Source organism: Pseudogemmobacter bohemicus (genome assembly GCF_003290025.1).
GTDB classification, from domain to species: domain Bacteria; phylum Pseudomonadota; class Alphaproteobacteria; order Rhodobacterales; family Rhodobacteraceae; genus Pseudogemmobacter; species Pseudogemmobacter bohemicus.
On record NZ_QNHG01000005.1, the window covers coordinates 99,841 to 104,123 of the forward strand.

General features: G+C 62.9%; 5 protein-coding genes. 3 read left to right on the top strand and 2 right to left on the bottom strand.

Features of this window, described 5'->3' with window-relative positions; all coding sequences use genetic code 11:
• Both DRF71_RS22820 and DRF71_RS22825 read right to left on the bottom strand, forming a co-directional pair.
• Positions 1–193, bottom strand: a 193-nt coding sequence (locus DRF71_RS22820; RefSeq protein ID WP_157971267.1) for a MerR family transcriptional regulator, incomplete at its 3' end; no start/stop codon positions are given.
• 13 nt (positions 194–206) lie between these two features.
• The gene (locus DRF71_RS22825; RefSeq protein ID WP_408634566.1) at positions 207–2,678 is read right to left on the bottom strand and encodes a heavy metal translocating P-type ATPase; all 2,472 of its coding nucleotides are present in this window, start codon (positions 2,676–2,678) and stop codon (positions 207–209) included.
• A 174-nt stretch (positions 2,679–2,852) separates the two neighbouring features.
• Here DRF71_RS22825 and DRF71_RS22830 point away from each other — a divergent pair, with 174 nt between their 5' ends.
• The 3 genes from DRF71_RS22830 to DRF71_RS22840 all read left to right on the top strand — a co-directional run.
• The gene (locus DRF71_RS22830; RefSeq protein WP_112312896.1) at positions 2,853–3,041 is read left to right on the top strand and encodes a heavy-metal-associated domain-containing protein; all 189 of its coding nucleotides are present in this window, start codon (positions 2,853–2,855) and stop codon (positions 3,039–3,041) included.
• Positions 3,042–3,071: 30 nt separating this feature from the next.
• Positions 3,072–3,488, top strand: a complete 417-nt coding sequence (gene copM, locus DRF71_RS22835) for a CopM family metallochaperone (RefSeq protein ID WP_189382344.1) — start codon at positions 3,072–3,074, stop codon at positions 3,486–3,488.
• 282 nt (positions 3,489–3,770) lie between these two features.
• On the top strand, positions 3,771–4,283 hold a 513-nt coding region (locus DRF71_RS22840; protein ID WP_232831651.1), incomplete at its 3' end, for a TniB family NTP-binding protein.

Below are 4,283 nucleotides of genomic sequence, written 5' to 3' on the forward strand. Positions count from 1 at the left end.
CTTCTATCTTCTCGACCGAAAAGCCAAGGTCGCGGGACCGACGAATGAACCGCAGCATCTGCACTTCAGTCGGAGAGTAGACGCGGTAGCCTGATCCGGTCCGCCCTGCGGTCGTAATAAGGCGAATGGATTCGTAGTAGCGGATCATCTTGGCCGACACGCCCGAGGCCTTTGCCGCCTCACCAATATTCATGATCATGCCTCCTTCAATGCATAACTGCGGCCCGGAACCGCCGCAACCGGAGCGCGTTTCCAAGAACAAAGACCGACGACAAGGCCATCGCGGCGGCAGCGAAGATCGGCGACAGAAGAACGCCGAAGCTCGGCCACAGCACGCCTGCGGCTACCGGGATCAAGGCAGCGTTATAGGCAAAGGCCCAGAACAGGTTCTGCCGGATGTTGCGCATCACGGCCTTGGATAGCGCGATGGCGTCCGATACCGCCGTCAGGCGACCGGTCATGAGCACAACATCCGCCGCCTCGATCGCTACGTCGGTCCCCGTTCCGACAGCAAGGCCAACGTCAGCCTCGGCCAGGGCCGGGGCATCATTGATGCCGTCGCCGACATAGGCGAGCTGTCCCAACGCCTTCAGTCGCTTGACTGCGGCGACCTTGCCGTCCGGCAGCACTTCGGCCACGATCTCGTCGATGCCGAGTTGGCGGGCGATGGCGCCTGCGGTGCGGGCGTTGTCGCCAGTGATCATCGCAACTTTCAGCCCCATAGTGTGCAGGGCGCGGATTGCCGTTGGCGTGGTCTCCTTGATCGGGTCCGCGACAGCAAGGATGGCAGCGAGTTTGCCGTCGATGGCGGCATAGAGCGGCGACTTGCCTTCGTCTCCCAATCGAGCTGCACTATTCCCAAAGGGCGACACGTCAATCCCCAGTCGGGCCATGTAGCGATCAGCGCCGATCTCGATCCGCTGCCCGCCCGCCTGTGCAGTGACGCCGAAGCCGGTAACGGAGTCGAAGGCTGTGACGGCGGGCAGGGACAAACCTTCGTCTTCTGCGGCCTTTACGATGGCGCGGGCGATCGGGTGCTCGGACTTCGCTTCGACGGCTGCCAAGAGTGACAGAACGGCGGCGCGATCGAAACCTGGTGCAAGATCGAGGTCGGTGAGGCTCGGCCTGCCCTCGGTTAGCGTGCCGGTCTTGTCGAGTGCCACGACCTTCACCCCCTGAAGAGACTGGAGCGCCTCGCCCTTGCGGAACAGCACCCCCATTTCGGCCCCGCGCCCGGTGCCCACCATGATCGAGGTCGGCGTGGCGAGGCCCATGGCGCAGGGGCAAGCGATGATCAGCACGGCTACGGCATTGACAAGACCGAAGGTCAGCGCGGGGTCGGGGCCGAAGATCAGCCAGACGGCAAAGGTCAGTGCTGCAAGCGCCATCACTACCGGGACGAACCACATCGTGACCTTGTCGACGAGTGCCTGGATCGGCAGCTTGCCGCCCTGTGCCGCCTCGACCATGCGAATGATTTGAGCGAGCATCGTCGCCTCGCCCACCGCGGTGGCGCGGAACGTAAAGGCACCTGTCTGGTTTACAGTTCCGCCGGTTACCCCATTCCCAGCGGTCTTCTCCACCGGCAGCGGCTCGCCCGAAATCATGCTCTCGTCGATCCAGCTTGCGCCAGTCATTACCTCACCATCGACTGGCACCCGCTCACCGGGGCGGACCTCGACGACATCTCCCGGGCGCACCTCGGAAACAGGCACCTCGACCACCCCGCCGCTGCGGATCACCCGGGCTGTCTTGGCCTGTAGGCCAACCAGCCGCTTGATCGCCTCGGACGTGCGACCCTTGGCGCGCGCTTCGAGGTAGCGACCGAGCAGGATCAGCGTGACGATCACCGCCGCCGCCTCGTAGTAGACATACGTTGTCCCGGCAGGCAGGAACCCTGGGGCGAAGGTGGCGACCAGCGAATAGCCGTAGGCGGCCGAGGTGCCGACGGCGACCAGGCTGTTCATGTCGGGGGTGAAGCGGGCAAGCGCAGGCAGGCCCTTGCGGAAGAAGCGCAAGCCGGGGCCGAAGAGGACGGCCGAGGTCAGGGCGAACTGCAGATACCAACTGTTCTGCATCTCGATCGTGTTCATTATGGCCATGTGGACCGACATGAACAGGTGCGACCCCATTTCCAGAACGAAGACCGGCAACGAAAGGGCGGCAGCGATTACAAAATCTCGCTTCAGCAACGCTTCTTCTGCGGCCTTTTTCGCTGTCGCGCCATCATGCGCAGCCATAGCTGGGGCTGCGGGGCGGGCGTCATATCCCGCGTCTGCTACCGCTCGGGTCAGCGCCGCCACATCGGCCGATCCTCGCACTGTTGCCCGCTCGGTAGCCAGATTGACGGTGGCAGACGCTACCCCCGGCACTGATGCCAACGCCCGTTCGACCCTCGCCACGCAAGAGGCACAGGTCATCCCTTCGATTGCTAGGTCGATGGGCTTTGCTGGCACATCGTAGCCCGCATCTTCGACGGCCTTCACCAATGCAGCGCGATCGAGCGCCACGCCCGTAACCTCGGCTCGCTCCGTGGCAAGGTTAACTGATGCCGTCGTCACCCCCGGCACAGCCTTCAAAGCCCGTTCGACATGTGCGACGCAGGACGCGCAAGTCATCCCGTCGACGTCGATCGTCATAAGATCGGTATCAAGTCGAGACGACTGCTTTGCGAGCATGTTCATCACGGAACTCCTTCCAAGGATGCCTCTGCTATATGAGATAGGGCTTCCCATCATGGTAAGGTCAAGGGGTAACCTGAGATTCGTCATCACGGCTTTGTGGGCTTGACCTTACAACCGTGGGAACCCCTATCTGATGGCGCATGAGGCAAAACCCCAAAGGAGAAACTCATGCAGTTCCATATCGAGAACATGACCTGCGGCGGTTGCGCCCGCAGTGTGACGAAGGCGATCCAGTCGGTGGATCCGGCCGCCGACGTCAAGGCGGACCCGAGCACGCACAAGGTCGAAGTCACGTCCGCAGTTGCGCGTGATCGGCTGGTCGCGGCCCTGACCGAGGTCGGCTACGCCCCGGCCTGAAGCATCCAAAACATTACAGGACACCCGAAAATGAAAAAACGCACAGTAGTGCTCTCCGCAGCAGCCATTGCCCTTGTTGGCGGCCTCGCCATCGCCCAGACCATGGAAGGGATGGACCATTCCAACATGGGCGGAATGGGAGACATGGGCATGATGAGCCACACGTCGCTAATCCCGCCGGAACTCGCCGACAATCCGTCTGCACAGGCCTATGCCGCCGCCATGGACAAGATGATGGCCGACATGATGGTCCCCTATACGGGTGATGCCGACGTCGACTTTGTGCGAGGCATGATCCCGCACCACGAAGCCGCAGTCGCCATGGCGCAGATCCAGCTGGAACATGGAACCGACCCTGAAATCCGCAAGCTCGCGGAAGAGGTGATCGCGGCTCAGGAAGCCGAGATTGCCGAGATGAAGGCCTGGCTCGCCGCCCGCGGCCTGTAGGGCTCTTCAGTGGCGTGCGGGGTGGCTTGCTCCCGGCCATCCCGCCGCCCGACTGGCAGGGGGTTTTGATCCACCCTGGCAACGGGAAAGGAGCGCAGCTATGTCGGATCCACACCAGAACAAGCATCATCAGCATGGACATGGGATCGCAGCGGGCTCTCGGCCCGCCGACGTTCAGTCGGGCGCTTCGGCAGCCACAGATGAGGGACCTGCAACTGCACATGCAGGACATCATGGCGGGCATGGCGACATGGTGCCCACGTTCGAAGTGGAGGAATGGTCATGAGCGGGGCAGGGGAGTGCCCGCATCTCGATCCGGCGTATCGGAAGTTCGCGGCGCTCCCGGATGATGAGCGTATCGCCTGGATCCGGGCCGACCGCTGGATCGGCTTCGATCAGGCTGGCCTGGCGCTCGCGCGCCTGGAAAACCTGCTGACCTACCCAGCCCGTGACCGGATGCCCTGTTTGCTGATCTATGGCGACACGGGCATGGGAAAGACCAAGATTGTCCGCAAGTTCGAGCGCGCTCACCCGCCAAAGTTCTGTCAGGTGACCGGTGTTGATCGTCGTCCAGTGGTGGTTGCTCAAGTGCCGTCCGAGCCGCTCGAACGGGACCTCTACCGCGAATTGCTGTCCAGTATGGGCGCGCCGGCAATGGCCGGGGGCACACTGGCCCGCGAGAAAGATGTCTGCCGCGCGCTGCTGCGCACGGCCGGGGCGAAGATGATCATTCTCGACGAGGTGAACGGCATGCTGGCCGGGACATACAGGCAACAGCGGATTTTCCTTAATGCC

Coding starts and splice junctions, on each gene's coding strand:
- copM (WP_189382344.1), top strand. CDS start 3,072: ATGAAAAAACGCACAGTAGTGCTCTCCGCAGCAGCCATTGCCCTTGTT.
- DRF71_RS22825 (WP_408634566.1), bottom strand. CDS start 2,678: ATGCTCGCAAAGCAGTCGTCTCGACTTGATACCGATCTTATGACGATC.
- DRF71_RS22830 (WP_112312896.1), top strand. CDS start 2,853: ATGCAGTTCCATATCGAGAACATGACCTGCGGCGGTTGCGCCCGCAGT.